The following is a 23,665-nucleotide window of genomic DNA, read 5'->3' on the forward strand; positions in this document are numbered from 1 at the left end:
AGTCACATCGGTATGCCTCTCAGGCTCAAGGACCTATGCTGAAAGCGCAGATAAACGCATTTTTATGAAATCGTGATCCTGAAAGGAACCGGACTGTCATTCAATATTCCCAACCAGTTTTCTCCAGAGCGTGCGATGATCGTAAAAAGCTTCGTATCTGGACTGGAGGAATTTTGGATACATGAAAAACCAGTACCATATCAACAGCAAGCTTCTTGCCGCTTCCGGTGCCTGCGCTGCCGGAGCGCTTCTCTTCTTTGCAGCCCCTGCCACCCCTGCTCTGGCTGAAGAAATGCCGGTGGTCGTCCAGGAAGACGCCACAGCGGGAACCGTGAACCAGGCCCTGACGTCTGCACCGCAGACCACAGATCAGACCATTCAGGATCCGGATGCCCAGACAGCGTCCGGCACATCGTCTGCCATCACCGTGACATCCGGGACAGATTCAGACACAGCGACGCCTGCTCAGGCTGCATCCGCAGCAGCCGATCCGGCAGCCGAATCCGCTGTACCGGCAGAACCCGCAGCCAGGGAAGCCGTGGCAGCCGCTGAAACAGTCACGGAACCTGCACAGCCCGCGCTGGAGGGCGACCAGGCAAAAGTCTATGGATCGGGAGCCCGGACAGAGAAAGAGCCCGAGGTCTTTGCTGCCACCAGACAGCAGGCGAACAACGGCAGTGGCCAGGAAAGCGGCTATGTGCCGGCGACAGACCCCAGGGCCGGTGAGCTGGACCCGACTCAGTATACCTTCAGCTTCACGATCCCCGGATTCCCGAAAGAAAACATGCCGCCTGCCTATACGACTAAATCGGAAGATCTCCGGTTTGTGACAAACCAGGAAGCTGCCTGGCTGAAGGAAGCCCTGAAAAACAACGAGCATTTCGTGACCAATAACCCGGTTCTTGCGGATGTCGGACAGACCCCGCTGGTGGACGGAGCCCCCATCGATGCAGGGTATTATTATGTGATCTGCACAGAACAGGGCTGGTTCAACCTGCTGAACCACCTCTCCGGCCACTATGATGATGCCCGTCACTGGCATCCGGAATACGACGAAGCGATTCACGGGGACGTCTACAACATCACATTCGGCTGTGACTATTCCCTGCAGGCAGTGGCAGCCATGGGACTCGCGGCCACTTACCGCATCACCCCGGCCCCTGTGGATATCTGGATCAAAGGCAACTACACGGGTGAGGACAAAACCGTGGACCCGGCGCACTACAGCATCACTGCCATTTCCGATGATCCTGCCCTCCAGGAAGAAGTCGGCACAAAGATGCAGGCCTTCCAGCCTGAATGCAGCGACTTCGCCCTGCACAGGGATCCGGCCGTTCCCCATACCTATGATGTCGATCTGAGCGATTCCGGCATCCGGAAAGTCGTGGCTGCCCTTGGCTCCAATTACATCATCCGGGAACTGATCGCAGATGATGCCACCTATAAACTGAATCAGGCAGGACAGTACAGCCCGGAAGGCCTGGACCTGACGGTCATGCAGCTGGATCCTGTCCACGCCAGACAGTTCGTCAACGATTTCCATGTTCTCCCGGAGGATACGACGTTCTCCTTCGACAAGGCGGTGAGTACAGAAAAGGCGGTCAATGACCAGCCTGTATTCGTCACGATTCACTACCCGGATGGCAGCCAGGATACCGTCAAGGCAGAGCTGAATGTCCTGCCCAGGACATTCAAGCTCGATATCGTGTATGTGGATACCCACGGTCAGGAGCGAGGAAGAAGCCAGCAGACAGGCGAAACGGATGACCGGATTATCATTGCCTACCACCTCCCGGCTGGATACCGTTCGCAGGATCCGGATCTCCAGAAAGTCTGGTTTGTCAAAGACCACGACGATGTGATCCGTGTGATCGTAGTGCGGACTGCGCCGGATACACCGCAGAAATCCGATACCCGCAAGCCTGAGTCCGGGACACCGAATGAGTACAGGGAAACGGCATCATCACATCCTGTCACGCAGGCAATGACCGGTACCATCACACAGACAGAGACAGTCCTGGCTGCGGCAGATACCGGCCAGGATACGGAAGGTGCCGGTACAAAGAGAGTAAAGGAGTCTGTTCCCACAGCAGCCGGTGGCATGCTCCCGCAGCTGAGTCTCTATGTCACGACCGCCATCGCCTCCCTTGGCGCGGTCCTTGGACTGGGAAAACACAGCCGGAAGTAAGCAGACTCCGGCATCATCCGGCCAAAGAAAAAGAGCAGAACGGCCCCGGCAGCCTTCTGCTCTTTCTTTTACAGTTTCATGCCAGGCACTTCCGGCCGCCGTTCGTCTGAAAGCTACAGCAGCTGGATCCCGGCTTCGCGGCACGCCGCATGCATTTCTTCCGGCCACAGACTCGCCTGGACTTCCCCCACGTGAGCCTTGCCCAGCAGCAGCATGCACAGCCTCGACTGCCCGATGCCACCGCCAATGGTGCAGGGGAGTTTGGCATTCAGGATCGCCTGGTGGAAGGGCAGGGACTCGCGTTCCAGACAGCCCTCCGCCTCCAGCTGCCGGTGGAGACTCTCCTCATCCACCCGGATGCCCATGGAGCTGATCTCCAGCGCCTGCTGCAGGGGTTCATACCAGAACAGGATGTCGCCGTTCAGGTCCCAGTCATCATAGTCCGGGGCCCGCCCGTCATGTTTCTGTCCATCCCGCATCACGGCGCCGATCTTCATCACAAACACACATCCCAGTTCTTTCGTGATGGCGTTCTCGCGTTCCTTCGGCGTCAGGTCCGGATACAGGTCCAGCAGCTGTTCGCTCGTCACGAAGTGAATCATGTCCGGCAGGTGGTGCACTGCCTGGGGATACTTGTACCAGACCTCGTGTTCCATGTGCTTGATGACCTTGAAAATCGTTTCCACGTGCTCCTTCAGCGTGGCGACATTCCGTTCGCCCCTGCCGATGACTTTCTCCCAGTCCCACTGATCCACATACGCCGAGTGGAGATTGTCCAGCTCCTCGTCCTTGCGGATCGCATTCATGTTCGTGTACAGCCCTTCATGCAGGCCGAATCCATAGCGGCCCAGGGCTGCGCGCTTCCACTTCGCCAGAGAATGCACGACCTGCACCTCTTCGCCGTCCTGGCTCGTCATGGTGAAATGCACCGGTTCCTCGCTGCCGTTGAGGTCATCGTTGAGACCGGAACTGCGTGTCACGAACAGCGGCGCGGAGATCCGCTGCAGCTTCAGCTCCCGCCCCAGTTCATCCTGGAACGTGTCCCGGATGTATTTGATGGCTTCCTGGGTCTGGCGGATGTCCAGGGCCGGTTTGTAGTCCTTCGGTATGATCAGATTCATCTATGTTTCCCTCGCTGTTTCTTAACAATGGTCTGATTATAGCACGGCTGATACAGAGGGACCTGTCTGTCACAAAAATTTACAGAGAATGCGTCACGGGTTTTCAGAAAAAAACAGGGAATTTTCCGAATCGTCGCAACCTTTCCGATTTGTAAACGATACCAAACGGAGTGCCTTGCCGACAGTGTATCCAATACATTACAAAAATAGCGCAAAAACATACAAATAAGTTTGTATCACGAAGAAATACTGTACAATCAGGACATTGACAAAACGTGACTTTTTTTGCCGCCCTGTGGTAGCATGAACACGTCAAGACAAGTGGAAACGTTTACACATTATGGAGGTAATATGAACACTGAACAGCAGATGACAGCAAAAGCCGAAGCGCTTTTCCATAAAGGACCCGCAGCCCTCACAAAAGAAGAAGTGTATGCGACGCTTCTGGCCTTCACCAAAGAAGCCCTGGCTGACGCACCGAAGATCACCGGCGATAAAAAGCTGTACTACATTTCCGCGGAATTCCTCATCGGAAAGCTGCTCTCCAACAACCTCATCAACCTGGGCATCTACAACGATGCCAAAGCGTTTGTCGAACAGGCCGGCTACACACTGCCTGAAATCGAGGAAATCGAAGCCGAGCCCTCGCTGGGCAACGGCGGCCTCGGCCGTCTGGCAGCCTGCTTCCTGGATTCCATCGCCACGCTGGATCTTCCGGGCGACGGCGTCGGCCTGAACTACCACCTGGGTCTGTTCCGCCAGCAGTTTGAAAACCACAGGCAGGTGGAATATCCCAACCCCTGGATCAGCAGCGAGACCTGGGAAAACCGCACGGATGTGCACTTCGAAGTGTCCTTCAAAGACTTCACCGTCACCAGCTCCATGTACACCATTGACGTGGCCGGCTACAACCAGAAAGTCAACGCCCTGAATCTCTTCGACCTGGATTCCGTGGATGATTCCATCGTCACCGACAGCATCAACTTCGACAAGGAAGAAATCAAAAAGAACCTGACGCTGTTCCTGTACCCGGATGACGGAGACGAAGCCGGGCGCCGCCTGCGTGTCTACCAGCAGTACTTCATGGTCTCCAACGCCGCCCAGCTGATCCTGAAGGAGATGGACGACAAAGGCTATCCCATCGAAGAACTGAGCCAGCACGTGGTGGTGCAGATCAATGACACCCACCCGTCCATGGTCATCCCCGAACTGATCCGTCTGCTGACGGCCCGGGGCATGAGCTTCAAGGCAGCGGTAAAGCAGGTCGAAAACACATGCGCCTACACCAACCACACGATCCTGGCAGAGGCCCTGGAAAAATGGCCCAGCCAGTACCTGGAGGACATCTGCCCGCAGCTGATGCCCATCATCAAACAGCTGGATGAAATCGCCCGCACCCGCAGCAGCAACCCGGCCACGGCCATCATTGACCAGGACGGCCGCGTGCACATGGCCCACATGGACATCCACTTCTCCCAGTCCACCAACGGCGTTGCTGCGATCCATACGGATATCCTGAAAAACGAAGAGCTCCACGACTTCTACGAACTGTATCCGGAGCGTTTCAACAACAAGACCAACGGTGTGACCTTCCGCCGGTGGCTGATTGCCTGCAATCCGCAGCTGACAGCCTTCCTGGACAGGAAGATCGGGGACGGCTGGAAACAGAACGCGGACCTGCTGGAGGAATTCGAGTCCCTCAAGAACGATGCGGGTGTGCAGGCACAGCTGCAGGCCATCAAGCAGGAGAAGAAAAACGAGCTCTCCACCTACATTTACAATCACCAGAACATCGTCGTGAACCCGGATTCCATTTACGACATCCAGATCAAACGTCTGCACGAGTACAAGCGCCAGCAGATGAATGCCCTGTACATCATTGACAAGTACCTGCGCATCAAGAACGGCGAGATCCCGGCCCGTCCGATCACCTGCATCTTCGGTGCCAAGGCGGCTCCGGCGTACCTGCTGGCCAAGGACATCATTTCCCTGATCCTGACGCTGGGCGACCTGATCCGCAACGATCCGGAAGTGTCTCCGTACCTGAACGTGGTGATGGTGGAAAACTACAACGTCACGCTGGCTGAGAAGCTGATTCCCGCTGCGGATGTTTCCGAGCAGATCTCCCTGGCCTCCAAGGAAGCCTCAGGCACCTCCAACATGAAGTTCATGCTCAACGGCGCCGTGACTCTGGGAACTGATGATGGTGCGAACGTCGAGATCCACGAACTGGTGGGTGACGACAACATCTTCATCTTCGGTGTGGACTCCGATACGGTCATCAACCACTACAAGAACGCCGACTACAGCTCCCGGCAGATCTATGAATCCGATCCGGTGGTCAAGCGTACGGTGGACTTCATCACCGATCCGGCCATGATGGCGATCGGCGATCCGGAAGCCCTGACGCGTGTCAAGAACGACATGATCAACAAAGACTGGTTCATGGCGCTGCTGGACCTGCACGCATATATTGACGAGAAGGACAAGTGCTTCGCGGCGTACGAAGACCGCCAGGCATGGGCCGAGAAGATGATCGTGAACATCTCCAAGGCCGGCTACTTCTCCAGTGACCGCACCATTGCCCAGTACAACCAGGATATCTGGCACCTGAAATAAAACCGGAAGAAACCGGGAAAGGAGACTCCTTATGATCCAGGTTATTTCCAAAGACGAACTGAATGCCATGCCCGTCATGGAACAGCAGCCTCTGCTTGTCATGGAGTACGGTGACCGTTACATCATCTGCACGATGGATGAGTACACCTATATGACCAATGACATTGAGAGCTACGCCGAACGCATTCAGGCATAGATGACAACAGACGGCAGATCCGCACAGCGCGGGTCTGCCGTTTTTGTCGTTCAGGGACCCGAACCTCCGGATTGGCAGGGGGTGCCGCCGGGCGGCCGCATCATCAATCGTCCTTCTGCCGTCCACGATTGGGCAGCGGTCCCATGACACATTCGGACAAAAACTGCACACTCGGAACCATTTGTTGGTATGATAGGACATTATACAATGGGGTCAGAAAGGAGGGCCTATGCACCGTATTCCATCCTGGGCCCGTACCAGAGACCCGCTCTTCATCCTCTCGTTTCCCGCCGCTGCTGCGCTTGGAAAGACCGTCCGGAGCATGGTCACAGACCCGCAGGTCCAGGCAGAGGCAATCCTGGAAATCCGCCGCCGCTTTCCGCGACAGGCCGCCTTCACCGGTCTGATGGACCTGTCCCTGGAAGCGGAAGCCTTCGGCTACCCCGTCCGGTTTGCCGACGACGACCTCCCGACTGTGCTCGAACCGGTCATCCATACCCCGCAGGATGCCGAAGCCCTGGTGGTGCCGGACCTGGAAGCCGGCCGCATTCCCGTGACTCTCGAAGCCCTGAAACGGGTGCATGCGCAGGACCCGGACACACCGCTTCTGGCCGGCTGCATCGGCCCGTTTTCCCTCGCCGGGCGGCTGGCTGATCCCTCCGCTGCCCTGATGATGCCCGTGACGGATCCCGACACTCTGAAGATCCTTCTTGACAAGGCCACTGCCTGCCTCATTCAGCTCATCGAAGCCTTCAAAGCCGCGGGCTGTGCCGGTGTGATCATGGCCGAACCCATGGCCGGGCTCATGTCGCCCGCCATGAACCGGCGGTTTGTTGTGCCGTGGCTGAAGCGGATCATCGACGCGGTTCAGACAGAGGAGTTCTCTGTCATGCTGCACAACTGCGGGCCCTCCGCCGGCAAGTGCTGGAATGTCCTGCGCCAGTCCGGCGCTGCGGCGTACCACTTCGGCAATGCCGTGGACCTGCTGCCTATCCTGGAAAGCAGTCCGGATACACCCGTTTACGGCAACCTGGATCCCACCGCATTTGTCAGCGAGACCCCGGAAACCATCGCCTGCCTGACACAGTATCTTATTGACAGCTACGGCCAGTGTCCCATGTGGCGGCTGTCCTCGGGATGCGACATCCCCGCCGCAGCCCATCCGGCAGCTCTGCAGGCAGCCTTCGACGCGTGGGACAAATGGCTGCAGCAGAACTGAACCCCGAAGAAACGCCCGTCCGGAACTTCCAGGGCCGGAACAGCCGCCGCCCGCCAGACAGAGGGCCGGAACTGCAGAAGAACAGAAAGAACAGGAAAGAGAGACTGATATGAAAACCGTACCCTTCACCCGCCAGGAAATGATCGACTGCATCGAAGGCCGCCCCACGCGCCGCCCAGCGGTCGCCATTGGCACGTGGATTCACCTTGACCAGCTCAGCGAAGACAAACAGCGCCGCCTGGAGAAGCTCTATGCAGACTATCCTTTCGACATGGAGGCCTTCTATATCAAAAAGCCCGCCACCTTCGGCCAGCCCGGGGACCGGTTCTGCTGGTGTGACGTGAAAGACGCCGATCCGCACATTGGGCGGACAAAATCCGTGGGTGTGGATGAAGAAAACGCCATATCATGGGAGGTCTACGACCAGATCACTCCGGAGCTTCCGGACCCCGCCGGCGTGGATCTCTTCGAAGGCTGGCCGGAGGACGATGGCCGATACCGCATGGCGTGGCTCTCCTATGGTCCCTGGAGCCGGATCTGGGAATACCGCGGCATGACAAACTCCCTCATGGATCTCTACACCGATCCTGCCCGCGTGCAGAGCATCAACGACCGCACCATGCGCTGGTTCAAGGAAGTCATTGACCAGGTCGCCGCCGGACACAGGGCGGACGCCATCGGCTTCGGCGATGACCACGGGATGCAGAAAGGGCCCTTCATGTCCCCGAAGATGTTCCGCAAATTCTATTTCCCCTTCTACAAGGAACTCTGCGACTACGCCCATTCCAGGGGCCTCCATGTGTGGCTCCACTGCTGCGGCGATGCCATGAAGCTCCTGGATCAGTTCATCCTGGCAGGCTTCGACGTTCTGCACCCGATTCAGAAATACGCCATGGACGAGACCGCAGTCATGGAGAAGTACGGCGGGAAAATCGCTTTCTGGTCCGGCATGGACCTTCAGCAGATCCTGCCCTTCGGCTCGCAGGAAGACGTCCGCCAGGAAGTGCACCATCTTGTGGACACCTTCTATGCCCCGCAGAAAACCCGCACCATTTTCACGGTCTCCAACCGCCTGGAAGACAACGTGCCGGTGGAAAACATTGAGGCCTTCATCCAGGAAGTCTATGCGTACACCGAAGGTCCCACGCCTGCTGCTGCCGATGCCGGCTGCACGGGAGCATGACGCGGCAGTCACATGGACAGACACGAGACAGAAGAAAGAGGAACAGAGGATGAACGAACTGGAAAAAATCCGCACCGAACTCATTGACGGAGACGAAGACGCGATCCTGGGCTATGTGGAGGAGGCCCTGCAGGAGCAGATGGAACCGAAGGCGATCCTGGAACAGGGACTGCTTCCGGGGATGAACGACATCGCCGACAAATGGGCTGCCGGGGAAGCCTTCATACCAGAGGTGCTCATCGGGGCAAAGATCATGAATGCCGCCATGGAGCGGCTGGAACCGCTGATGGTGACGGAGGAAAAAGCCGATGAACCGCCCCGCGTGATTTTTGGCACGGTGCAGGGAGACCTGCATGACATCGGGAAAAACCTGTGCATGCTGCTCCTGCGGTCTCAGGGCGTTTCTGTCCTGGACCTGGGGGTGGATGTGGCGCCGGAGACCTTTGTGGAGGCCGTTGGCACGCATCACCCGGAATACCTGTGTATGTCCTCGCTGCTGACGACCACCATGGATGGCTTTGAGAAAACCATCGAAGCTCTGAAGGAAGCCGGACTGCGGGACAAGGTGAAGGTGGCTGTGGCCGGTGCGCCCGTCACACCGGAGTACGCGAAATCCATCGGGGCTGACCTCTACACAGAGGATGCGGTGCAGCTCTCTCGGACTCTGGGATGAGCCGGGACTGCGGCGGACAGGGACTGTGCGGGAAGTGTCGTGTGCAGACCCCGGATCTGCCGGTGCTGGAGGCCGACTGGCGGGTGCTGGGGGATACGCTGTGTGCGAGGGGATGGCGCCTGGGCTGCCAGCATGCGGTGAGGCCGGACACAGCAGACGGGGATGAGATGGCACAGGCACACATAGCCGGGACGGGTGTGACCGAAGGAACAGGAAGCACACCGCGTTTAGCTGCACTGGACATCGGCACGACGACTGTGGTACTGGCCCTGCTGGACGATGCGGGGACTGTGGTGAAGGAACTGGCCTGGGGCAATCCCCAGCGGGCCTGGGGTGCGGATGTGCTCTCCCGCATTGACCACTTTGCGTCTATGCCTCCCGACCTGATCCGGACACTGATCGAACCCCATCTCCAGGGAATCGACCGGCTGGTCATCACAGGCAACACCGTCATGACCCATCTGTGGCTGGGCACGGACCCGGCCCCGCTGGCCAGGGCCCCGTTCACCATTCCCCATCCCGATCCGGTCATCACACGCCATGGCAGCCGCCAGGAAATCGTCTGCGCCCCATTTGCGCCATATGTCGGCGCTGACATCCGCACCGGGCTCCAGGAAGTGCTGGCCGCCGATCATGCCGAATCCTTTCTCTACATGGACCTGGGAACCAACGGAGAACTGGCCTGGTATGACCGGGGAACACTCACACTATGCAGCACTGCCTGCGGACCGGCGCTGGAAGGCGCGGGGATCTCCATTGGCATGGCGGCCTTGCCCGAAGCGTTGGTGCACGTGTATCATGAACAGGGCCGGTGGCACGGGCACACAGCCGGGGATGTACCGGCACAGGGAGTCTGCGGCAGCGGGCTCATTTCCTGGATCGATGCCCTGCGGCAGGCAGATCTTGTGACTCCCGCCGGGAAACTCAAAGGGTGCCCGCCAGTCGAAGGCCTGCAACTGACACAGAAGGACATCCGGATGTTTCAGCTTGCCAAGGGTGCCCTGCAGGCCGGATGGCAGCTGCTGGTGCCGGATCCCGCCCAGGTGGAAGAAGTCTGGATTGCCGGCGGATTCTCCCTGGGACTGAATGCGGACGCCTGCATCCGCCTGGGACTGTTTCATCCCGCCTGGCGCGGGAAGATCCGGTTCTGCGGCAACATGGCGCTCAAAGGTGCCTGCCGCCAGGTCATGGCTGAGGATGCCCTGCCGGGGGATGAGCTGACAGCCCGGGTCCTGGAACTGGAGAAGGATACCCGGTTCCCGCTGGCGTTCGCGAGAGCCATGAGCCTGCAGGAGGCAGCGGCATGAAAGACCTGATTCAGCTTATGGATCTTTCCATAGATGGACCGGTGGACAGGCAGTTTGTCCTGACACAAGGACAGCTGCTGGTGGCACTCAGCCAGGATGCGTTCATGTGCGTGGATGGAACCCCCGTCAGCCCACATACGACCATTGCCGCAGCAGGGCCCGGGACGTTCACGCTGCATTCACAAAGAGCCCATATGGCCCTGCTTGCCGGCGTCCCGGGGCTGGAATCTGGCAGGACCACTGCCCCGGAATCCTTTCAGGCCCGGACACTGATTTTCTTCCGGGGACTGGAAAATGCGCTGGAGCGTCCGAAGGAGCCCGATGCCTACATGATTTCTGCCGTGGTCCTGCAGTTTCTCTCCCACTGGTATCGGCGGAGCACAACAGAAAACAGTGTGGCGATTCAGGCCGCCCGCTGGATCGAAGACCACTGCCGGCAGAACATCACCGCAAAAGACGTGGCGCAGGCCATGGGCTATTCCCCGGGGCATGTCATGCACAGCTTCTCCCGTGCCTATGGCATGTCCGTGCACAGCTACCTGATGCGCTGCCGCATGGCGCAGGTCAAGGAAGCCATTTCCCGGGGGACCCGGAGTCTCGAGGAAATCGCCCTGGACAACGGCTTTTCCAGCCGGAGTGCCCTGCACAAGACATTTGTGCGCATCTACGGCATCACCCCGGGACAGTACAAACGGTATACAGAAAGGATCGATGGATCATGAAGAACACAATGCTTGCGGCCGGTGCCCTGAGCCTGGCACTCATGGCCGGCTGTGCCGGCACAAAGCCGGCTGACCAGACCGCAGCTTTGACAGATACATCTGCCCAAAAAACAATTCACATCCTCGCAAAGGATCAGAATGGGAACACTGTCGTGGATGAAGACATCACCACAACCGCCGGCAACCTGACAGATGCCCTGAAAAGCAGCGAAGACCTCAATGCAACATTCGAAAACGGAGAGTATGGCACCATGATCATGGGACTGGAGGGTCTGGCAACCGAAGACTGGAACAAAGGCCCCTGGTGGACCTATGAATCCGACAACAACACCGTCTGCCAGAAGGAAGGATACTGCCCCGCCGCGGATGATGTGATCATCGCAGACGGAGACAGTTTCGTCTTCACCTTCTCCAGCGGCAGCTGATGTCCGTCCGCCAGCTCGTGCAGGCGGCCCTGCTCGGGGCTCTGGAACTGGTGGTGTTCACGGCCTTCTCCGGCATCCTGTACCTGGAAGCCGTGACCTTCACCATTGTATGCGTTGCGCTGTGTCTGGACCGCCGCATTGCCGTGCTGTCCTCGGTCTGCTTCTGTGTCCTGAACATGCTGCTGATCCAGGGCCTCACTCCCTGGTCCCTGATGTACCTCGCCATTTACCCCCTGTACTCCCTGGGTGTCTCCTGCCTGCGCACGAGACACATGACCAGTCTGCAGGCGGCCCTGGTCACAGGGTGTCTGTCCTTTCTCACCGGACAGCTTCTGCAGATCCCCTGGATGCTGTTTTCCAGGGTCCTGGCCGCCGGTTACCTGCTGCTGGGACTGCAGACCTCCCTGATTCAGGGGGTGCTGAGTGTCATCCTGACCTTGTGTCTGTTCCGGCCGGTGTGTGCGGTGCTGAAGACATGCAGGTGAATGGAACGGCATTGCCGTTGCGTTCACTTCCATGACCTGTGGGGTGGAGGAATGTGTCAGTACAGAGATCAAGTGGATGGTTGCGGCTACGGGGTTGTAAAGATGAGGGTCACAGCCTTGAATGATGAACGGCCTGCACACAGGCAGCCGGGCGTTTGCCGGGCTGTTTGTGTGCAGGCCGTTTGAAATCGGAGTGAAAGAGGAAGGACTCAGCCGAAGAACCGCTGCTTCAAGTCCGCGGGCAGGTAGCGGGCAAGTTCTTCGACCAGTGCATACACCGTGGTACACGGTCTGACCGATGACGGAATCTGTCCCTGTTTTTCTTTGTGCAGCTTCTTCGCATAATGAATCGCCAGCCGCGGATTTCCCTTGCATGTCATGATCCGGAATATCTCCGGGTCATTCTTTTTCCAGGAACCCAGACGGTGTTTGCGAAACTGCTCCTTGAGGATCTTGTAGTATTCGGTTCTCGTCGCTGCGGCCTGATAGAAGGAAAAGTGGAGCACAAACCACAGCTCGAAACACTCATTGCTCCACGCTGCATGCCACCAGTTGCCGAGGAACTTCACTTTGTCACGCCGCAGGCACTCGCTGACGAGTTTGTTGAAATGGTCAGCCTGGAAGTCATCCTTGTCCGTCACCAGCCAGAGCTCTGCGTTATGGACGCTGAATTCTTCTATGAATTCATCCGCGAATTCCAGCAGCTTGGTCGTGGCTTTGCCCACACCGATGATTTCCACCAGGATCTCCGGATGACAGGACTCCACCGCTTTCTTGAATCCCTCGAAATAATACGGTTCGGTTTTGGTACCTTCTGTCAGGATCAGATAGAGCTTTGCATAATCCTGTCTCGCCAGACGCTTTTTCAGCTTCTGTTCCTCCAGACGGGAAAGACGCGGTTTCTTCATGGTTTCAGTATAAAAGGCCATGCAGACCGATGGTGCGGCGGATGCCACAGCATCGATCCCCATGGCCTTTTTGGGATGCTGAATCGTGGATGATGGAGGCACAAACGCCTGCCAGGGGCCATCATCCAGTCTGCACTGATCCTGGCACTTTCTTCCACAGATACCAGGCCAGACCCAGACAGTACACCATAAGCAGCAGGGAAACCAGGGCTGCCTGCTGACTGGAAATCTGTCCGGCGAACACGGCGAGCAGGTCCATGAGGGAGTGAATGAAAATACAGGGCCAGAGGCTGCCGGTTTTCACCAGCACCAGGGCAAACACCAGGCCAATCGCCAGTGCATATCCCACCTGCAGCAGCGTGCTCAGGGTTGTCTGTCCCGTGAAGAGGTTCACGATGTGGCCGATTCCGAAGGTCAGGGACGTGATGAGCACCGCTTCTTTCAGGGAGTCCTTGCGCAGGGCCTCAAACAGGTATCCCCGCATGATCACTTCCTCCAGGAATCCCACCAGGATCATGGAAACCGATTCGCAAAGCAGGGAAGAAACAGGCGCAGAGGCATGAAGACCGGCCAGCAGGTTGACCGCCGGAATGGGCAGAAGGGCCAGCAGATACAGCTGCCGGCGTCCGAACCAGACCGGTCCCAGACCCAGTTTCTGTCCGGCATGCAGACGGATCGTCAGAAGAACGACCGACAGTGTGAGGGCCACCATCCACACTGTCATGAAGATGCTCTCATCCCCGACGCTGTTTCGCAGACTGCCGGTTCCGACCACATACACCAGAATCAGGGTCAGGGCCAGTGCCAGGGAATGTTCGTTCCAGAATTTACGGAGTCCGCTGACCTGTTTCATGATCTGCCTCCTTCCGCGTTTGTTCGGGACGCAGTCTGTCCAGGTTCAGGGGATTCCAGGCCATTGAGATGGATGGTCCAGAAATCCGTCAGGTCCTGCTTCATCTGTTCCTGATCCGATTTCATCAGCCCGCCTGCCAGAAGACACGCATAGCCATGCACATACACAGCCAGAGTCCGGAACAAAGACTGCATCTGTTCCAGGGAGATCCCGCCACCCTGCGCCATGGCTTCCAGCATGGGCTTGAGATCCGGGTCCTCTGTGAGCCCCGCCAGGGACTGTATGCCCCCGGGGCCGGGACCGTTGAGAAACAGGAGCTGAAACAAATGGGGTTCCTCTGTTGCGAACCGGATGTAGTTGAGGCCGATCTGCAGCGGAATCTCTTCGGGATCAGAGCCATCGAAGGTCATCAGGTACCGACCATGGATGTCATTGACGGATTTCCAGACCGCTTCATGCAGGGCAGCGCTGTTTTTGAAACAGCTGATGACCGGCTGTGTGGAGATATCCAGCGACTGCGCCACATTGCGGATCGTCAATGCGGCGAGTCCATGATGGCGGACCAGGTCCAGAGCGGCGCTGAGGATTTCATCGGCGGAGTATTTCTGTTTCGGGGGCATGTCAATTCCTCTTTCTGTTCGTGATTTCGTTATATAACATAGGTTATATAACGTCAATGATTTTATGAAGTTCCACATGCCGATGATTGCCGGTGTGGATAATGCTGCCGCTGAAAAAAACGTACAGCCATGGGTCTGGCCATACGGTCTCAAAGGCAGGCAAACTGCAGTGGCAGTCTCTTCACTCCATCTTTTCAAACAGGGACGTCTGCCGAAGCCGGTGCTGCTGCCGCAGCCAGCTGTGGGCCTTGTGTGCCTGCTGGAACTGGTCCTTCTTCCGGATCGTGTACAGATGCCCGTTTCGGATAAAATACCGTCCGGTCTGGTGAATCTCAAAAGGCGTTCGTGTTTTCCGGCAGTCCAGATAGATCTTCTCCATCCAATCAAAGTCACAGGGACGGGCCTCCAGGCCGCTTTCCCCGGCCACGGATACGAGCTGGAACCCGCCGGTTTTCAGCCAGGGATACAGATCCAGTTCCTCCAGAAGAGGAGCCGCAAAAATCAGCCGGTGCTGACAGGGGATCGTCAGGAACAGATCGAGCCGCTGTCTGGCCGCTGTCTGATTTTCCACGGAAACCGCAATGGATATATGCGGCCAGCCGCCATGCCAGTCCGGGGGAAGGCAGTCACGGATCCGGTGAATGCGTTTGGTGGGAATCAGGAAGCGCACATCCGGCCGCTGCCGCATGATGTCCCAGGCTTCCTGGCGCCAGGCATCCGCATCTTCCAGAAAGAAATCCGAGTTGAAACAGACAGACATCTGTGAACCGGATGGCACCTTCCAGCTTCCATCCCGTTTCTTTTTCAGCGGGAGATCGAACATGGTCTTCGACCGGGTGATTTCATCCGGATTCCGGCCATGACGCAAATCGGCCCGTCTCATGAAGCAGTTTCTGCACCCGGCAGAAAAGGGATGACAGCCATCCCAGGGATTCCAGGATATATCTCTCATATCTGCAGAATATAGTATGTGAACACTGATGCCAACCGGATCCTGGATGGCCCAATCCGCGGTCAGTCAGGACAGCGGGCCGTCAGCTGTTCTGCGGCTCATCCTCCACAAACTCGAAGAGTTCCTCTACCGTCACCTGGAATACCTTTTCGATGTCCATCGCCAGTTTCAGCAACGGATTGTACCGTCCATTTTCCAGGTGAACAATGGTTTCCCGCCGGACACCGACACGGGTGGCAAGATCAGCCTGTTTCATTCCGGTCTGTTCTCGGTACAGCTTTACTTTTGTGATCAGTGCCATCTCACAGGCCCCTGCTGTCAAAGAGGAAAAACAGAATCGTCCGGATCACAGCCAGCGCCAGGATGCAGAGAACGATGGCCCATCCGATCACTGCTGTATCAAAATTGTGGATGTGCCCCATAATGACACAGGCCCAGGCAATTCCGGTCATGGCAGCCACAATAATTTTCAGACAGATGGAGTCAGCGCGTTTCAGATTTCGTTCAGCCAGTTCATCCACACTTTCCTTTTTGTATTTTTCCATCCGCAAACACAGCAGGATGAAGAACACAAACAGAAACCCTCCCAGGACAAACTGCAATATAGGATACCAGTCCTGCCAGTCTGTCCTTGCCCACATCCAGTAACAGGACACCAGCATGATGGCGAATATGATCTGGGTACCAACGAGTTCCTTCAAAGATACAGGTTTGTGCATGCGGTTGCCTCCGAGTGATATATTTCGCACTTATCTGTGTGAGATATATTACTCAAGCAGAGAGATGACAATGGAATGTGATGTATTTCCCGCTTCTCCGGGTCTCAGGCACCAGGGGCTGCATCCCGGATTTGGTTCAGAACGAGGGGGGAACAGAAAAAAACCGGCAGCCCGTTTCTCTGTGGAGCCGTCTGCCGAGTTGGGTCATTGCCTGAAGATTCGGAATCAGATTATTTTTCTGTCAGCTGCCAGCTGGTTTCCAGGACACGTCGGATGATTTCTTCCGGCACTGAACCGTCTGCCAGGACCGAAATCCAGTTGTTCCTGTTCATGTGATATGCCGGAAGGATCCCCGGAATGCCACCCAGTTCCTGCTTCAGATTCGCAGGATACTTCACTTCCAGAATCTCGGTTTTTCCTTCACCGGGAAGATGCAGCTCTTCCCATGTGGGTTCCATCAGCAGCGCGAACCATTTCCCGTTCTCCGGATGACGGAACACGGCGTAGTTTGAAAACTTCTTCCACAAAACTCCGGCCTGGCATGCCAGGTCTCTTCGATCAGCTGCTCCACCTGCGGGTGGAACAGTCCCTTTGCGGTTCTTGTCATCGTATGCACCTCCACCTTCAGCCTACAGCCGGGAATTCCGGGACGTAAGCCAGATGATGCAGGAGAGGACCCGCTGTCCGTCTTTTCCGCAAAACAGGGAGCATGGATCCTTTCCTGAGATCGGAGGCTGCATGCAAGGCAATGGGCATGATGTGAGAAAAATCGATACCCGCTCCGGGCTGCGGTATTGTCTGTTCCATAAACAAAGTCCTCCTGGATGTTCGAATGATCCTGGGAGGGCTTTATTCGCACGATCTGTCTTTGTTTTGACACTGACCAGGTGCTGGATGGAGCTGATCTGTGTTTCAATTCCGATATGCACAACCAGAGCGATCACAATGGCACTGGTTATGTACTCAGTCTGTCCATGATCAAAGGGATGTTTCTGGTCCGGTTTCGTGCGGGACAGACGGGGTTCACTTATGTTGACAAAAGAGACCGGAGCATCGTCGGAGTCACTGGCCGCAATGAGTTTGGACAAAGGATCTTTGTTGATCGACAGAAATCAGAAAGAATATTAAGATAGTCTATGTTTTAAATACATTATATCTGAAATGTCTATACATCATTCAATAATATATATAAAAACTGGAAAATGCAATAGACAAATTCCGTCAAGTATCTATCATAATTATGTGTTGCCTTGGGCGTTATGAATGGGCTTTCATCGAATTTTAGGGCATATTGGAGGTGCTGCAGGAAAAAGGGTTTCACACGCATCAGAAAACAGCGTCCTGTATCGTCCGATAAAACAGATGAACACGCTGTTCGTGATGAATTGGATGAAAAGAATCTGCTGTTCATTGTGCCAAGACAAAACAAACTTTTTCCCAGGCCGGTACTGAAAGAGCTTCCCTGATCAGGAAGCGCTCCCAAAGAAGATGGGCTTCTTCTTATTCCACTTCATCCGCCGCAAGGATGGAAAACTCTCCAGGCACAGTCTGCTGCTTTTTGCTGCTCATGGTCTTGGCGCATAAAAGCACAGACTTGCTTTGGCCATAATTAAAAGGAGAAAAGGTGATTTATGCTTCCTTACATTGGTGAATTTGTCGGTACAGCACTGCTGATCATTCTGGGCTGCGGTGTTGTTGCCAACGTGAATCTGACTGGTTCAGGCATGAAAGGCGCAGGCGCGCTGCAGATCTGCATCGCCTGGGGTCTGGCGGTTATGATCCCGGCATTTATCTTCGGCGAAGCTTCAGGGGCGTCATTCAACCCGGCTTTAACGCTTGCTCTCGCAGTGGATGGTTCCTTCCCCTGGAGTCAGGTACCAGGCTATATCCTGGCTCAGCTGCTGGGGGCTTTCGTAGGTGCATGCATTGTGTATGTCCTCTTTAAAGGCCATTTTGATGCCACCGAAGACCCCGGGACAAAACTTGGGGTGTTTGCCACGGGTCCTTCGATCAAGAATTTCTGGCTGAACTTCTTCTCGGAATTTATCGGAACATTTATCCTGGTGTTCGCCATCAAGGGCATTTCCAATGTCAGCGGCATCGCCATGGGCGTGGATAAACTGTTTGTTTTCGGAATTATTGTCGCGATCGGTATGTCGCTGGGCGGACTGACGGGGTATGCCATTAACCCGGCCCGTGATTTAGGTCCAAGACTGGCCCATGCGGTGCTGCCAATCAAAGGCAAAGGCGATTCGAACTTCAGCTATGGTCTGACGGTTCCATTATTTGCTCCCATTCTTGGCGCAATCTGTGCCGTATTGCTGTATGCGGCAATTCCCTGGTAGGAATCAGTCTGAACAGCACACTGAACGCATCCATTACAGTTGATGTAAGCGCTTACTGGATGCAAAAAGTCTCCAATCGAGTATCGGGATAGGGCTTCTGAGCACAGTCTGGCCGGAAAACAAATGGCCTGAAGCGCCTTTGCCGGCAAAGTTTTGCGAAAGGAAGGAAGCGCAGACAGATAGCAGAGTATACAACAAACTGAACACGGGGATCTCAATCGACTGATCCCTCACATAAAAAGAACAAAGGAAATCCATCCGGGCTTCCGCCTGATTCACGGCCAGATTCCGCGGCTCTGGCAGCGATCAACGGCTGAGGACTGAATCCAGGCGGATGGCTCGTGGACAGAAACACCGGGCTGTGCATCTGTGAGCGCCAACAGAAGAACAGCCGGGTGTGATTACTGAACAAAACCCAGTTTTGAGGAGAAAAAAATGAGTAAAAAAGAATACATTCTTGCAATTGACCACGGAACCACTTCGACAAGAGCCATCCTTTTTGATCATGATTGTCAGATCAAAGCCGTTTCCCAGAAAGAAGGAGGCGTAGACTATCCAAAACCCGGATGGGTTGAGCAGGATGCGACCCAGATCTGGCTGGATACACTGGCTGTCATGGCGGATGTCCTCAATAAGAGCGGCATTGCGCCCGAACAAGTCAAAGCGATCGGCATTTCCAACCAGCGTGAAACGACAGTCATCTGGGATAAGAAAACCGGCTTGCCCGTATACAAAGCGATCGTCTGGCAGTCCCGACAGACTTCCGATATTTGCGACCGCTGGAAAAAAGAAGGTCTGGAAGACATGATCCGTGAAAAAACCGGGCTGCGCATTGACCCTTATTTCTCGGCATCCAAGATTGTCTGGATCCTGGAAAATGTACCGGGTGTCCGCGAAAAAGCCGAAAACGGCAGCCTGATGTTTGGCAACATGGACTCCTGGCTTGTCTGGAAACTGACGGGCGGCGAACAGCATATTACGGATGCTTCCAACGCCAGCCGGACTCTGCTGTGCAATATCGCTGAAGTGGCATGGGATAAAGATCTGCTCAAGGCCTTCAATATTCCGGAACAGCTGCTTCCAAGAATCGTGCCCACTTCCCAGGTATATGGCACGACCGCTCCTTACCATTTCTTTGGCTGCGAAGTGCCGATCGCTTCGGTTGTCGGAGACCAGCAGGCCGCCTTGTTTGGTCAGCTCTGCCTGGAAAAAGGCATGGCCAAAAACACGTACGGGACCGGCGGATTCCTGCTGATGAACACAGGCAAAGACATCGTCCGTTCCAATAACGGCCTGCTTTCCACGATTGCCTGGCAGATTGGCGATGAAGTCATTTACGCCCTGGAAGGCTCGATCTTTGTCTCCGGATCCATCATGAAGTGGATGCGAGACGAGCTGAACCTGTTTGAAAAAGTCGGCGATACAGCCGAAATGGCCATCCGTGCCGGAACGACCGGCGGAGTTTACATTATTCCGGCCTTCGTAGGCCTGGCGGCTCCGTATTGGGATGACAAGGCCAAAGCCGCTGTTGTCGGCCTGACATTGGGAACGAACCACGACCAGCTGATCCGGGCAGGTATCGAAAGCATGGCTTACCAGGCCAGAGAAGTTCTCAACGCCATGGAAGCCGATGCCGGCGTGCCGATTCAGGTGCTGAAAGTCGATGGCGGTGCTGCAGCCAACGACTTCCTGCTCCAGTTCCAGTCCGATCTTTGTCAGGTGGAAGTTGACCGCTTCAAAGTCAATGAACTGACTGCCCTGGGAGCTGCTTTCCTGGCCGGTCTGGCGGTGGATTTCTGGAACAAGGACGATCTGAAAATCGAGCTTGGCCAGGCCTTCAAGCCAGAGCGTTCCAAAGATGAAATGGACAAGCGCTACCGCAACTGGAAAGAAGCCGTGAAAGCCTGCCGCGAATTCAAGCCGGAAGCTATGGAATAAGCGACCGGTTTCGCCTGTCGCTTGTACAGACTGCCATGCCTCAGACACATTTTATTCAATGTCTGAGGCATACAGGCAGACTTTGAAAAGCCTTCCATATATAACAGCAACGAAGCAGCAAGCCCTTTCTGCCAGACGAAGCCGGGACCCTGCATCTGAAATCTTTTAAACGGTCCGGGCAGAAACATTTGCTGCCTTTCCTGATCCTTGCATCCACAGAAGCACTTCTGTTTTCAAAGCCTGCATTCCCATGGGCCTGAGGCAAAGTCAGTCTATTGGTTTTATTCGGATCTCAGGCAAAAGCTCAAACCAGCCCGTTATGGCTGTGCTTTACAGATCTGCACTTGGAAATTCTTCATTGGCACGTCCTTTCAAGATCTGCCATCTTCCAGGCTGCTGCCCGGAAGAATCAGGCTGGACTCTTTCTGTTCGCAAAAGGATCAGTTTCAAACCATTTTTTATCGTTCGTTTATCTAAATCATGTGAGAGGAGAATTCCATTCATGGAAAAATTTGATGTTCTGATTGCCGGCGGCGGCGTAACAGGCGCAGCCATTGCGTGGCAGCTGGCCAGACTGGATTTAAAGGTGGCCCTGCTGGAAAAAGAAGAAGACATTTCCGAGGGAACAACCAAAGCCAATTCCGGTATTGTCCATGCCGGGTACGATGCCATGCCCGGTACCCTGAAAGCCAGACTGAATGTGCGCGGCAATGAAATGATTCATGAAATGGCTGATGTTCTGAATTTTGATTTTAACAATACCGGCTCCCTGGTCATCTGTTTTGATGAAGAACACCGTCCGGCACTTGAAGAGCTTTACCAGCGCGGGCTGAGCAATCATGTACCAGGACTTCGCATCGTCGAAAAAGAAGAACTTCACGAAATGGAACCGGAACTGAGCGACCAGGCCGTTTGTGCCCTGTATGCGCCCACGGCTGGCGTGGTTGATCCTTTTACTCTGGCGATTTCCATGGCTGAAAATGCAGCGGACAACGGTGTTGAATTCTTCTTCAACACGCCTGTCGAAACAATCGAAAAAACCGAAACCGGCTGGCTGGTCAATGGCGAATTTGAAACGAAACTCTTCGTCAATGCAGCAGGGCTTGAAGCTGATGATCTGCACAATATGGTGTGCGAAGAAAAAATCCATATCCGTCCCCGGCGCGGAGAATATTTTCTGTTTGACAAGGATGCCGGCAAGATGGCCAGCCATGTCCTTTTCCAGCAGCCAACAGCCGCCGGAAAAGGTGTACTCATTACTCCAACCGCACATGGCAACTTGATGATCGGTCCAACCGCTGATTTTACCGAAACCAAAGAGGACATCAATACGACAGCCGAAGGCCTGGCGCAAGTCCGTGAAAAAGCTTCGATGACCATTGATCATCTGCCTTTCAACCAGGTGATCACTTCGTTTGCCGGCTTGCGGGCCGTGCCGGAAGGCGGCGATTTCATTATCGGGGAAAATGCCGATGGCTTTATTGACGCAGCCGGAATTGAATCCCCGGGTCTGACCAGTGCCCCGGCGATCGGGGAAATGGTTGCTGAAATCATCATCAGCAAGCTGCATCCTGGTCCTAATGAAAACTACAAGCCCGAACGCCGCGGTTTTGTGAATGTGAATGATCTTTCCCGGGAAGAATGGAAAGCCCTGATCGAACAGGATCCGGCTTATGGCCAGATGGTATGCCGCTGTGAAAAAGTAACGGAAGGCTCCATCAAGGATGCCTGCTCCCGCTCAATTCCCGCCCGTAGCCTGGATGGCGTGAAACGCCGGGTGAGAGCCGGCATGGGACGCTGTCAGTCGGGATTCTGCTCGCCAAGAACGATGGAAATCATTTCGGAAACGCTCAACATCCCATTCGATGAAGTCACCAAATCCACCAAAGGCAGCAAGATCATTACGGGACGCAACAAGGAGGACATTCAATAATGGAAAACCATAAGCAGCTTGTCATCATTGGAGGCGGCCCGGCAGGCCTGGCCGCTGCAGCCGCCGCGAAGAAAGCCGGCCTCGACGATATCCTCATTCTGGAACGCGACAGCCAGCTGGGCGGGATCCTCAACCAGTGCATCCACAATGGCTTTGGCCTGCATACCTTTAAAGAAGAACTGACCGGACCGGAATATGCTTCCCGCTTTATTGATCAGGTCAATGAACTGGAGATCCCTTATCGTCTTAACAGCATGGTGCTGGATGTCGACAAGGATAAAAATGTGACGTATGTCAGCAGCGAAGACGGGCTGCAGACAATCAACGCGGATGCAATTGTCCTGGCCATGGGCTGCCGGGAACGTCCGCGGGGGGCCTTGAGTATTCCCGGCACCCGTCCCGCGGGTATTTATTCCGCCGGAACGGCTCAGAAGCTGACCAATATTGATGGTGAGATGCCCGGCAGGGAAGTGGTTATCCTGGGCTCGGGTGATATTGGCCTGATCATGGCCAGACGCATGACCCTGGAAGGCGCCAAGGTCCATGTCGTCGCCGAACTGATGCCTTATTCAGGCGGCTTGAAGCGGAACATTGTCCAGTGCCTGGATGACTATGATATTCCGCTGAAGCTTTCCCACACCGTCACAAATATCAAAGGCAGGGAACGCGTTGAATCCGTAACGATAGCCGAAGTGGATGAAAACCGCAAGCCGATTCCGGGAACCGAAATCGAGTACCCATGCGATACTCTGCTGCTTTCCTGCGGCCTGATTCCGGAAAACGAGCTGTCCAAAGAAGCCGATGTGGAGATTTCCCGCATCACCAATGGGCCGGTGGTCAATGAATCGCTGGAAACAAACGTTCCGGGCATCTTTGCCTGCGGAAACGTGCTGCATGTTCATGACCTGGTAGACTTTGTCAGCCAGGAAGCTGCAAAAGCCGGTGAAATGGCAGCCAGATATGTCCTGGAAGGCATTCCGGAATCTGAACACGAAATCGACATCAAGACCGGCGGTCTGGTGCGCTATACGGTTCCTTTCAAAGTGGATCCCAACCGCATGGATGAAAACACAATCGTCCGTTTCCGGGTCGGCAACGTTTTGAAAGGCGGATTTGTCAATGTGTATGTGGATGGCGAGCGCAAAATTCACAAGAAGCGCATGATTATGGCGCCAGGAGAAATGGAAGACATTGTCCTGCGCAAAGAATGGATCACTCCAGAGACAAAAGAAATCCTGGTAGAAACGGAGGCAGCTTAA

23 protein-coding genes and 1 pseudogene are annotated in these 23,665 nt (G+C 55.5%); 14 read left to right on the forward strand and 10 right to left on the reverse strand.

From position 1 onward, the window contains the following. The first annotated feature begins 181 nt into the window (after positions 1–181). Positions 182–2,188, forward strand: coding sequence for a Rib/alpha-like domain-containing protein (locus aalo17_RS02290; protein WP_067555062.1), 2,007 nt, complete (start codon positions 182–184; stop codon positions 2,186–2,188). Between the two features lie 113 nt (positions 2,189–2,301). Here the strand turns inward: aalo17_RS02290 and asnA are convergent, their stop codons facing one another. Next, on the reverse strand, positions 2,302–3,309 hold the full coding sequence (gene asnA, locus aalo17_RS02295) for an aspartate--ammonia ligase (RefSeq protein ID WP_067555065.1): 1,008 nt from the start codon (positions 3,307–3,309) through the stop codon (positions 2,302–2,304). A gap of 351 nt (positions 3,310–3,660) precedes the next feature. On the opposite strand from asnA, the gene aalo17_RS02300 reads away from it, so the two are divergent. From aalo17_RS02300 to aalo17_RS02335, 9 genes are all read left to right on the forward strand, one after another. Next, positions 3,661–5,928: a glycogen/starch/alpha-glucan phosphorylase gene (locus aalo17_RS02300; RefSeq protein WP_067555068.1), complete on the forward strand. Its 2,268-nt coding sequence runs from the start codon at positions 3,661–3,663 to the stop codon at positions 5,926–5,928. A gap of 31 nt (positions 5,929–5,959) precedes the next feature. After that, the gene (locus tag aalo17_RS12770; RefSeq protein WP_158507679.1) at positions 5,960–6,124 is read left to right on the forward strand and encodes a hypothetical protein; all 165 of its coding nucleotides are present in this window, start codon (positions 5,960–5,962) and stop codon (positions 6,122–6,124) included. Between the two features lie 229 nt (positions 6,125–6,353). Continuing rightward, positions 6,354–7,343: a uroporphyrinogen decarboxylase family protein gene (locus tag aalo17_RS02305; RefSeq protein WP_067555072.1), complete on the forward strand. Its 990-nt coding sequence runs from the start codon at positions 6,354–6,356 to the stop codon at positions 7,341–7,343. Between the two features lie 109 nt (positions 7,344–7,452). Beyond that, positions 7,453–8,526, forward strand: coding sequence for a uroporphyrinogen decarboxylase family protein (locus aalo17_RS02310; protein ID WP_067555075.1), 1,074 nt, complete (start codon positions 7,453–7,455; stop codon positions 8,524–8,526). Between the two features lie 49 nt (positions 8,527–8,575). Beyond that, positions 8,576–9,199 carry a cobalamin B12-binding domain-containing protein gene (locus tag aalo17_RS02315; RefSeq protein ID WP_067560053.1) on the forward strand — a complete coding sequence of 208 codons (624 nt, stop codon included), beginning with the start codon at positions 8,576–8,578 and terminating at the stop codon, positions 9,197–9,199. Continuing rightward, positions 9,196–10,506: an ASKHA domain-containing protein gene (locus aalo17_RS02320; protein ID WP_067555078.1), complete on the forward strand. Its 1,311-nt coding sequence runs from the start codon at positions 9,196–9,198 to the stop codon at positions 10,504–10,506. Before aalo17_RS02315 ends, aalo17_RS02320 begins: the two co-directional genes overlap by 4 nt. Then, positions 10,503–11,228 (forward strand): helix-turn-helix transcriptional regulator, encoded by a 726-nt coding sequence (locus aalo17_RS02325; protein ID WP_067555081.1) that lies wholly within the window; start codon positions 10,503–10,505, stop codon positions 11,226–11,228. The genes aalo17_RS02320 and aalo17_RS02325 overlap by 4 nt, the downstream gene beginning before the upstream one ends. After that, the gene (locus tag aalo17_RS02330) at positions 11,225–11,653 is read left to right on the forward strand and encodes a DUF4430 domain-containing protein (protein WP_067555084.1); all 429 of its coding nucleotides are present in this window, start codon (positions 11,225–11,227) and stop codon (positions 11,651–11,653) included. The genes aalo17_RS02325 and aalo17_RS02330 overlap by 4 nt, the downstream gene beginning before the upstream one ends. After that, complete coding sequence (locus tag aalo17_RS02335) at positions 11,653–12,138, forward strand: hypothetical protein (protein WP_067555087.1); 486 nt, start codon at positions 11,653–11,655, stop codon at positions 12,136–12,138. The genes aalo17_RS02330 and aalo17_RS02335 overlap by 1 nt, the downstream gene beginning before the upstream one ends. A 209-nt stretch (positions 12,139–12,347) precedes the next feature. Here aalo17_RS02335 and aalo17_RS02340 read toward each other — a convergent pair whose 3' ends face one another. The 9 genes and pseudogenes from aalo17_RS02340 to aalo17_RS13265 all read right to left on the reverse strand — a co-directional run. Then, positions 12,348–13,046, reverse strand: a complete 699-nt coding sequence (locus tag aalo17_RS02340) for an RloB family protein (protein WP_158507681.1) — start codon at positions 13,044–13,046, stop codon at positions 12,348–12,350. Between the two features lie 121 nt (positions 13,047–13,167). Further along, on the reverse strand, positions 13,168–13,899 hold the full coding sequence (locus aalo17_RS02345; protein ID WP_067555093.1) for a CPBP family intramembrane glutamic endopeptidase: 732 nt from the start codon (positions 13,897–13,899) through the stop codon (positions 13,168–13,170). After that, complete coding sequence (locus tag aalo17_RS02350) at positions 13,896–14,519, reverse strand: TetR/AcrR family transcriptional regulator (RefSeq protein ID WP_067555096.1); 624 nt, start codon at positions 14,517–14,519, stop codon at positions 13,896–13,898. The genes aalo17_RS02345 and aalo17_RS02350 overlap by 4 nt, the downstream gene beginning before the upstream one ends. Before the next feature lie 181 nt (positions 14,520–14,700). Next, positions 14,701–15,471 (reverse strand): DUF5131 family protein, encoded by a 771-nt coding sequence (locus tag aalo17_RS02355; RefSeq protein ID WP_082743189.1) that lies wholly within the window; start codon positions 15,469–15,471, stop codon positions 14,701–14,703. 82 nt (positions 15,472–15,553) lie between these two features. Continuing rightward, positions 15,554–15,772 (reverse strand): helix-turn-helix transcriptional regulator, encoded by a 219-nt coding sequence (locus aalo17_RS02360; protein ID WP_067555101.1) that lies wholly within the window; start codon positions 15,770–15,772, stop codon positions 15,554–15,556. A gap of 1 nt (position 15,773) precedes the next feature. After that, a complete protein-coding gene (locus aalo17_RS02365; protein ID WP_067555104.1) occupies positions 15,774–16,190 on the reverse strand; it encodes a hypothetical protein in 417 nt (138 codons plus the stop codon). Between the two features lie 230 nt (positions 16,191–16,420). Further along, complete coding sequence (locus aalo17_RS02370; RefSeq protein WP_067555107.1) at positions 16,421–16,717, reverse strand: MmcQ/YjbR family DNA-binding protein; 297 nt, start codon at positions 16,715–16,717, stop codon at positions 16,421–16,423. A gap of 97 nt (positions 16,718–16,814) precedes the next feature. After that, positions 16,815–16,997, reverse strand: coding sequence for a hypothetical protein (locus tag aalo17_RS02375; RefSeq protein WP_067555110.1), 183 nt, complete (start codon positions 16,995–16,997; stop codon positions 16,815–16,817). A 77-nt stretch (positions 16,998–17,074) separates the two neighbouring features. After that, positions 17,075–17,278, reverse strand: a pseudogene (locus tag aalo17_RS13265) (cation efflux transmembrane domain-containing protein); the annotation flags it as partial. 543 nt (positions 17,279–17,821) lie between these two features. Between aalo17_RS13265 and aalo17_RS02385 the strand changes: the two are divergent. The 4 genes from aalo17_RS02385 to aalo17_RS02400 all read left to right on the forward strand — a co-directional run bounded on the left by aalo17_RS02385 (position 17,822) and on the right by aalo17_RS02400 (position 23,665). Beyond that, positions 17,822–18,535, forward strand: a complete 714-nt coding sequence (locus tag aalo17_RS02385) for an MIP/aquaporin family protein (RefSeq protein WP_067555116.1) — start codon at positions 17,822–17,824, stop codon at positions 18,533–18,535. A gap of 435 nt (positions 18,536–18,970) precedes the next feature. Next, on the forward strand, positions 18,971–20,473 hold the full coding sequence (glpK, locus tag aalo17_RS02390) for a glycerol kinase GlpK (protein ID WP_067555119.1): 1,503 nt from the start codon (positions 18,971–18,973) through the stop codon (positions 20,471–20,473). A 250-nt stretch (positions 20,474–20,723) separates the two neighbouring features. After that, positions 20,724–22,406, forward strand: a complete 1,683-nt coding sequence (locus aalo17_RS02395) for an NAD(P)/FAD-dependent oxidoreductase (RefSeq protein ID WP_236940499.1) — start codon at positions 20,724–20,726, stop codon at positions 22,404–22,406. Beyond that, entirely contained in the window at positions 22,406–23,665 is a 1,260-nt protein-coding gene (locus aalo17_RS02400; RefSeq protein ID WP_067555125.1) for an NAD(P)/FAD-dependent oxidoreductase, read from the forward strand. Before aalo17_RS02395 ends, aalo17_RS02400 begins: the two co-directional genes overlap by 1 nt.

It is taken from the genome of Faecalibaculum rodentium (assembly GCF_001564455.1).
GTDB classification, from domain to species: domain Bacteria; phylum Bacillota_I; class Bacilli_A; order Erysipelotrichales; family Erysipelotrichaceae; genus Faecalibaculum; species Faecalibaculum rodentium.

Excerpts from the sequence above, each read along its gene's own strand:
- aalo17_RS02290 (WP_067555062.1), top strand. The coding sequence starts at position 182 with ATGAAAAACCAGTACCATATCAACAGCAAGCTTCTTGCCGCTTCCGGT.
- aalo17_RS02355 (WP_082743189.1), bottom strand. The coding sequence starts at position 15,471 with ATGAGAGATATATCCTGGAATCCCTGGGATGGCTGTCATCCCTTTTCT.
- aalo17_RS02315 (WP_067560053.1), top strand. The coding sequence starts at position 8,576 with ATGAACGAACTGGAAAAAATCCGCACCGAACTCATTGACGGAGACGAA.
- aalo17_RS02300 (WP_067555068.1), top strand. The coding sequence starts at position 3,661 with ATGAACACTGAACAGCAGATGACAGCAAAAGCCGAAGCGCTTTTCCAT.
- aalo17_RS02320 (WP_067555078.1), top strand. The coding sequence starts at position 9,196 with ATGAGCCGGGACTGCGGCGGACAGGGACTGTGCGGGAAGTGTCGTGTG.
- aalo17_RS02395 (WP_236940499.1), top strand. The coding sequence starts at position 20,724 with ATGGGCCTGAGGCAAAGTCAGTCTATTGGTTTTATTCGGATCTCAGGC.
- aalo17_RS02335 (WP_067555087.1), top strand. The coding sequence starts at position 11,653 with ATGTCCGTCCGCCAGCTCGTGCAGGCGGCCCTGCTCGGGGCTCTGGAA.
- aalo17_RS02345 (WP_067555093.1), bottom strand. The coding sequence starts at position 13,899 with ATGAAACAGGTCAGCGGACTCCGTAAATTCTGGAACGAACATTCCCTG.
- aalo17_RS02360 (WP_067555101.1), bottom strand. The coding sequence starts at position 15,772 with ATGGCACTGATCACAAAAGTAAAGCTGTACCGAGAACAGACCGGAATG.
- aalo17_RS02385 (WP_067555116.1), top strand. The coding sequence starts at position 17,822 with ATGCTTCCTTACATTGGTGAATTTGTCGGTACAGCACTGCTGATCATT.
- aalo17_RS02330 (WP_067555084.1), top strand. The coding sequence starts at position 11,225 with ATGAAGAACACAATGCTTGCGGCCGGTGCCCTGAGCCTGGCACTCATG.
- aalo17_RS02340 (WP_158507681.1), bottom strand. The coding sequence starts at position 13,046 with ATGAAGAAACCGCGTCTTTCCCGTCTGGAGGAACAGAAGCTGAAAAAG.
- aalo17_RS02400 (WP_067555125.1), top strand. The coding sequence starts at position 22,406 with ATGGAAAACCATAAGCAGCTTGTCATCATTGGAGGCGGCCCGGCAGGC.
- aalo17_RS02375 (WP_067555110.1), bottom strand. The coding sequence starts at position 16,997 with ATGGAACAGACAATACCGCAGCCCGGAGCGGGTATCGATTTTTCTCAC.
- asnA (WP_067555065.1), bottom strand. The coding sequence starts at position 3,309 with ATGAATCTGATCATACCGAAGGACTACAAACCGGCCCTGGACATCCGC.
- aalo17_RS02350 (WP_067555096.1), bottom strand. The coding sequence starts at position 14,519 with ATGCCCCCGAAACAGAAATACTCCGCCGATGAAATCCTCAGCGCCGCT.
- aalo17_RS02310 (WP_067555075.1), top strand. The coding sequence starts at position 7,453 with ATGAAAACCGTACCCTTCACCCGCCAGGAAATGATCGACTGCATCGAA.
- aalo17_RS02305 (WP_067555072.1), top strand. The coding sequence starts at position 6,354 with ATGCACCGTATTCCATCCTGGGCCCGTACCAGAGACCCGCTCTTCATC.
- glpK (WP_067555119.1), top strand. The coding sequence starts at position 18,971 with ATGAGTAAAAAAGAATACATTCTTGCAATTGACCACGGAACCACTTCG.
- aalo17_RS12770 (WP_158507679.1), top strand. The coding sequence starts at position 5,960 with ATGATCCAGGTTATTTCCAAAGACGAACTGAATGCCATGCCCGTCATG.
- aalo17_RS02325 (WP_067555081.1), top strand. The coding sequence starts at position 10,503 with ATGAAAGACCTGATTCAGCTTATGGATCTTTCCATAGATGGACCGGTG.
- aalo17_RS02365 (WP_067555104.1), bottom strand. The coding sequence starts at position 16,190 with ATGCACAAACCTGTATCTTTGAAGGAACTCGTTGGTACCCAGATCATA.